6 protein-coding genes are annotated in these 5,844 nt (G+C 31.8%); 5 read left to right on the top strand and 1 reads right to left on the bottom strand.

Annotation, left to right across the window (positions count from 1 at the left end):
- Positions 1–113: 113 nt before the first annotated feature.
- A complete protein-coding gene (locus tag B0A58_RS02530) occupies positions 114–1,124 on the bottom strand; it encodes a porin (RefSeq protein WP_089079748.1) in 1,011 nt (336 codons plus the stop codon).
- A gap of 699 nt (positions 1,125–1,823) precedes the next feature.
- On the opposite strand from B0A58_RS02530, the gene B0A58_RS02525 reads away from it, so the two are divergent.
- From B0A58_RS02525 to B0A58_RS02505, 5 genes are all read left to right on the top strand, one after another.
- Positions 1,824–2,096: a hypothetical protein gene (locus tag B0A58_RS02525; protein WP_133063059.1), complete on the top strand. Its 273-nt coding sequence runs from the start codon at positions 1,824–1,826 to the stop codon at positions 2,094–2,096.
- 96 nt (positions 2,097–2,192) lie between these two features.
- Entirely contained in the window at positions 2,193–3,860 is a 1,668-nt protein-coding gene (locus B0A58_RS02520) for a SulP family inorganic anion transporter (protein WP_089079779.1), read from the top strand.
- A 125-nt stretch (positions 3,861–3,985) separates the two neighbouring features.
- Positions 3,986–4,621 carry a carbonate dehydratase gene (can, locus tag B0A58_RS02515; RefSeq protein ID WP_014083623.1) on the top strand — a complete coding sequence of 212 codons (636 nt, stop codon included), beginning with the start codon at positions 3,986–3,988 and terminating at the stop codon, positions 4,619–4,621.
- Between the two features lie 120 nt (positions 4,622–4,741).
- Positions 4,742–5,221 (top strand): hypothetical protein, encoded by a 480-nt coding sequence (locus B0A58_RS02510; protein WP_089079746.1) that lies wholly within the window; start codon positions 4,742–4,744, stop codon positions 5,219–5,221.
- A 123-nt stretch (positions 5,222–5,344) separates the two neighbouring features.
- Positions 5,345–5,824, top strand: coding sequence for a GNAT family N-acetyltransferase (locus B0A58_RS02505; protein ID WP_089079745.1), 480 nt, complete (start codon positions 5,345–5,347; stop codon positions 5,822–5,824).
- The last annotated feature ends 20 nt before the right edge of the window (positions 5,825–5,844 follow it).

Genomic DNA, 5,844 nt, shown 5'->3' with positions numbered 1-5,844 from the left:
AAATATATTTGGTATTAGATTTCAGGTCGAAGTCTAATGCGTAATTTGGGTTAAAAAAAAACAGCAAAATAAAAGTTTTTTGCTGTTTTTCAGATTGTTATATATGATATGGATTAGAAACCGTAAACTAGTGCCATAGTAAGTTGAGAGGCTGTTTTAGTTGGGTTTCCGGCTGAGGTAACAAAATTTGGGTTGTTTGCGTTGTCTAATCTGATTTCGGGAATAAAAGTTAGGCTGCCGGATTTGTAATTTCCAGAAAGAGTGAATGCCGTAACACTTCCGTTGCCAACAGCGGCATAATTGCTATTGGTTTTTGCTTTAAAAGATTCTGCACGAAGTCCTAATCCAAATGCCTTAGTAATGTTGTAGGTTGGGTATATTGCAAAACCTGAATACCCTGTTTGGTCGTCTGGGCCATTGAAATTGGTAGCATTGAAACCTAATTTGATTTTTGAATTGATTTGGTATGCTGCCGTTAGGTCTAAAATTGTGCCACTAACAGAGCCTGATAATACATTGAAGTAAGCAAATAATCCTTCTTTTGGATTCCAAGAAATTTGAGCTCCCAAGGCATTTAGTCCAAATTTTGGGGTTGCTTGGTATGTATTCCATTGGTCGTTGAACAACCCTCCCATTAGGGTAATTTTGGAAGACACCGTGTAGGTAGCTTTGATTCCTGCGTTTTGAAAAGGGCCGTTTGTAAACAAATAAGAGGTAGAATAATTGAAATTTGTTAGCGGCGAAATGACTTCGTATCCAATATAAGTTGCCATATATCCTGCGGTTAGCGTCCATTTTTCGGAGGCTGCATACGTAGCATACAAATTTTGAATATGAAAAGACTGCCCCGCTACATCTGGTATGGATTGGCCTGTGCCACGAGGACCAAAAGACACTTCGCCAACGAAAGACGTTTTGCCTGTTTTCTTTTTCAATACAACGTCTAACATGCCTAGGGAAACTGAATTTTGATCGGTTGCAAAGCTTGTAGGTATGTTGGCCGTTTTAGAAAAATCATATTTATAATAAATATCGGCCGAACCAGAAATTTCTAAGGGTGTATCTTGGGCATTGGTAAAAATAGTAGTGGCCAAAAATAAGAATGAGAACAGTGTTTTTTTCATGGTGCATTTTTTTTAGTTAGACTTTGTTGTGTTTTAATTGTAAGAATTTAATAAATATATTTAATTTTTCTTAGGACAAAATTATTTAGTTTTTGTGAAATAAATGGCTTGAATAGGACTTTTTTTTGATTTTGAAATCACTTTTATGAAATCGAAAATTGGCAGTCGATTTATTGATTAATGTATTTTTTTTAATCTTGTTTTTTGCGACATTCTTAACTAAAAATCATTCATACCATTATTTTTTAAGGGGTAGTTTGTTAAAATTACACCAATTTCAGCAAGACACCCCCTATTTTTATTATTTATTTTACTAAAAATTTATTTTTTTTATTTTTTAAATAATTGATGTATATTCATTATTGGGGGTAAAACATGCTAAAAACAGCATGAATTAAACCCTTTTGATAACACGAAAAGTAAATTATAAAAACATATCATTGGATTACAAAAATTTAACCTAAACGAAGACCCCTTAAAACTACATTTTTAAAACGTTATAAAAATTGAATGATCCTTAATATAAAAGGTCTATTTCATGTAAAGACACATAGAGGCAAAGTGAGATAAGTATTTTGACTATTTTAGAACGACATAACGAAAGGTGATTAAAAATTAAAAAATATGTTAATAAAATGTTAATTTCAAAAAAAATGCTTTAAAACACTACCAAAATTGTATTTTAGCGATATGAAAAAAATGGCCAAAATATTACTTATATTTTTCTTGTTTTTTTTAATTACACCTACAATAATTAGTGTAATTAAGAAATCGGTGGATTGTACCTATATGGATGATCTATCGGAAGAAGAACAAGTAAAGAAGGAAGCCTTTATAGCCTTATTTTCGGAGCCATTTTTGCCCCTATTATTTCATACTTTTACCAAGAAAAAAACACAAATAAAAGTATCGCAAACAAAGCATGAGCATATCTATATTGCTATAATCATACCGCCACCAGAGTTGTTTTAAATTAAATATAATCAAACAAGCAAATTACTGCTTTAATTTTTCATGGAAATTACTTTCCATGGGTTATTATTTATTCAAAAAAAATTAAAACAACACATGTCTAAAACAAATAACAACTTTTTTTCTACACTAAATGCTGATTTTGCATCGGGTTTGGTGGTTTTTTTGGTAGCACTACCATTATGCTTAGGAATAGCAATGGCCTCTGGTGCACCTTTATTTTCAGGAATATTATCGGGTATCATTGGCGGTATCGTAGTCGGTTTTTTAAGTCAATCCCATATTAGTGTATCCGGTCCAGCGGCAGGATTGACTGCCATTGTATTGAAGGGCATAACCGATTTGGGAGCATTTGATTTATTTTTGACTGCGGTATTGATAGCGGGTCTGCTACAATTGGCATTAGGTTTTATCAAAGCAGGAAGCATTTCAAATTATTTTCCTACAAATGTTATTGAAGGAATGTTAGCTGGAATTGGTGTCATTATTATTTTGAAACAACTGCCGCACGCTTTTGGTTATGATAATGATTTTGAAGGCGATCAATCATTTTTGCAAAAAGATGGAGGCAACACTTTAGATTCATTGTTTCATGTATTAAATTATGTTCAATTGGGAGCCATAATTATTACACTCGTGTCATTGGCTATTTTAATAGCATGGGACAAAATTCCATTCCTTAAAAAATTGAAGCTTATTCCAGGAGCCTTAGTGGCTGTTATTTGCGGTATATTGATCAACGAAATATTTATCCAAACCGCTAGTTCCTTGGCCATAAAATCGGAACATTTAGTAGCATTGCCAATTCCAAATTCGATTAATGATTTTAAAAATATATTTGTACAACCCAATTTAACAGGATTTATGAATCCCGCCGTTTGGCTTTTGGGACTTACTATTGCTATTGTAGCTTCTATTGAAACCTTATTGTGCATTGAGGCCGCCGACAGAATGGATGTTCAAAAAAGATATACTGATACCAATATAGAACTCAAAGCACAAGGAATTGGCAATATATTGAGTGGCTTCATTGGTGGTTTGCCCATGACGTCGGTAGTAGTGCGTTCGTCTGCCAATAGTACTGCGGGAGCCAAATCAAAATTATCTGCTATCATACATGGTGTGTTATTGTTGATAAGTGTTTTAGCAATTCCTACCATATTAAATAAAATACCTTTGGCTACATTGGCAGCTGTACTACTTTTAGTAGGGTACAAATTGGCAAAACCAAGTACATTTATCCATTTTTGGGAAAAAGGTAAATACCAATTTGCCCCTTTCATAGCAACCTTTGTAGCAGTAGTTTTTACTGACTTGTTAAAAGGAGTGGCACTTGGAATGATCATTAGTATTATTTTTGTATTGAAAGGCAATTTGAAAAGAGCCTACAATTTTAGAAAAGAGGAGTATGCCGATGGCGATGTTATCCATATTGATTTGGCACAAGAAGTTTCATTTTTGAATAAAGCCGCAATCAAGGAAACACTAAAATCGATACCCGAAAATTCAAAAGTAATCATTGATGCAAAAGACACCATTTATATTGCACATGATATTTTAGATTTGATTAAAGAGTTTAAGTCTATACGATCTAAAGAATTACATATCAAAGTAAAACTTCGAAATTTCAAAAAAGCTTATCAATTAGAAAATAATCATGACAATCATGTTACAATAGAACATCATTATGACGAATTAAATAAAGTAATGGTTCAAAAAGAAGTAAAACGATTTGATATTGAACAACAACAAACAAAACAATAAATGGTTACGAGTAAAATTTATTTATTTTTAATTTAAAATAAAATAATACGAATTATTTCAAAAAAATATTGTAAATTTACCATAAACCATTTAATTATATTTAAAAACAAAATAAAAAAAACAAAATGACAGAATACTATAAAAAAATATTAGATAAAAATAAAGAATGGGTTGAAAATTCGTTGAAAGCTGATCCCAATTATTTTGAAGATTTAGCAAAAGGCCAAAATCCGCAGCTTTTGTGGATTGGTTGTTCGGATAGTCGAGTACCCGCAAACGAAATTATTGGAGCAAAACCAGGCGATGTTTTTGTACATAGAAACATTGCCAATATGGTAATTCATTCTGATATGAATATGCTAAGTGTATTGGATTATGCCGTAAATGTACTGAAAGTCAAACATGTTTTGGTGTGTGGCCATTACGGTTGTGGTGGTATTAAGGCAGCTTTGGGCAACGGTTCTATTGGAATTATAGACAATTGGATACGGCATATTAAAGATGTATATAGACTACATCGTCAATATTTAGACTCTATAGTCAATGAAGAAGAAAGATTTAATAAATTTGTAGAAATCAATATCAAAGAACAAGTTTTTGATTTGGCCAAAACTTCAATTGTGCAAGCAGCCTGGAGAAAAGGACAAGACCTAACATTACACGGATGGGTATATGGACTAAACTCAGGTTTTGTTACAGACTTGCAAGTTAATTTATCTTCCGAAAAAGATTTGGATAAAGTGTATCAACTGCAATTTTAACAGAATATTTCTTGTTTTTTTCCTAAATAATTTTAATGTTTGAATCTAAATAAAATACATAGTATTTTGCATAATATTTTGAATTTTAATTGAATACTAAACCCTATAAATATACGAAAAATGAAAAATATTTTTTACTTTTATTGTGCATTATTTATTGGTAATGTATATGCACAAACACACCAAATACAAAAACATAATGGTGAAACATTTTTAGTAAATTACATCAAAACCGATGAAAATTTGATCCATTACACATGGCCAAACCAAAATGAACATCAAGTGATATCGAATTTTGCTGTTGCTACATTGACCCATATTTCTACATCAAAATCACACGATGTTTCCACAAAAATGGAATGGAATGCTCCTAAAAAACAAAACGTTTCTAAAGTTATCAAATGTTCCGAAACCCATGGTTTAACACCTTACCAAACAATTAGTGTGTTTTTAGGCAGACCAAAAGGCATTTCTGATACAGATTTTACAAAATTGAAACACGCAAAACTTCATGAAAAAGCAAAACTTCATGACGCTCCTTTTGTATGCATTATAGAAGAATCATTTGACGAAGTGAAAGCCCTGTTATTTAGATATTAAACCCCAAAAAAAAACGCCCATAAAGGGTGTTTTTTTTTGCTGTAAAATTCTATTTTTGTACCAATAACAATAGTTCGTTTTTCAATTACAATCACTTAATTTAGATTAATAAAATAATAAAATATGTTACAAAAAGCATCGCTAAGCAATTTTGATTTTTTTTATAATTTGTACATGCATCCTGAGGTAAATCCTTTTTTGTTGTATGAAATCATGCCTCCTGAGGATTTTAAACCCATTTTTGAAAAACTCATTCATGAAGGTGTTTTGTATGTTTTTATAGACAATCAAATTGCCGTAGGAATGTGCAAATTGATTCCCCTCACCTATCGTTGTTCCCACATTACTTATTTGGGAGGCGTTGGCATAATTCCTGAATTTTCTGGAAAAGGTCTGGGAAAAAAAATGCTGCTGGAGATTATTGCGTTTTGCAAATCCAATGGCATGAGCCGAATTGAGTTGAGTGTGGCAACACACAACCACAAAGCATATCAGTTGTATGAAAATGTAGGTTTTCAAAAAGAAGGAATGCTGAAAAATTATGGTTTTCTGAAAAGCGACAATCGATTTATTGACGAATATTTGATGGCAATATTATTATAAAACCAAATATACATATAAAA

The organism is Flavobacterium branchiophilum NBRC 15030 = ATCC 35035, from assembly GCF_002217205.1.
Classification (GTDB): Bacteria; Bacteroidota; Bacteroidia; order Flavobacteriales; family Flavobacteriaceae; genus Flavobacterium; species Flavobacterium branchiophilum.
The sequence above is the reverse complement of the archived record's forward strand: the minus strand, read 5'-3'. Positions and strand labels throughout refer to the sequence as shown.

Excerpts from the sequence above, each read along its gene's own strand:
- B0A58_RS02510 (WP_089079746.1), top strand. The coding sequence starts at position 4,742 with ATGAAAAATATTTTTTACTTTTATTGTGCATTATTTATTGGTAATGTA.
- B0A58_RS02505 (WP_089079745.1), top strand. The coding sequence starts at position 5,345 with ATGTTACAAAAAGCATCGCTAAGCAATTTTGATTTTTTTTATAATTTG.
- B0A58_RS02520 (WP_089079779.1), top strand. The coding sequence starts at position 2,193 with ATGTCTAAAACAAATAACAACTTTTTTTCTACACTAAATGCTGATTTT.
- can (WP_014083623.1), top strand. The coding sequence starts at position 3,986 with ATGACAGAATACTATAAAAAAATATTAGATAAAAATAAAGAATGGGTT.
- B0A58_RS02525 (WP_133063059.1), top strand. The coding sequence starts at position 1,824 with ATGGCCAAAATATTACTTATATTTTTCTTGTTTTTTTTAATTACACCT.
- B0A58_RS02530 (WP_089079748.1), bottom strand. The coding sequence starts at position 1,124 with ATGAAAAAAACACTGTTCTCATTCTTATTTTTGGCCACTACTATTTTT.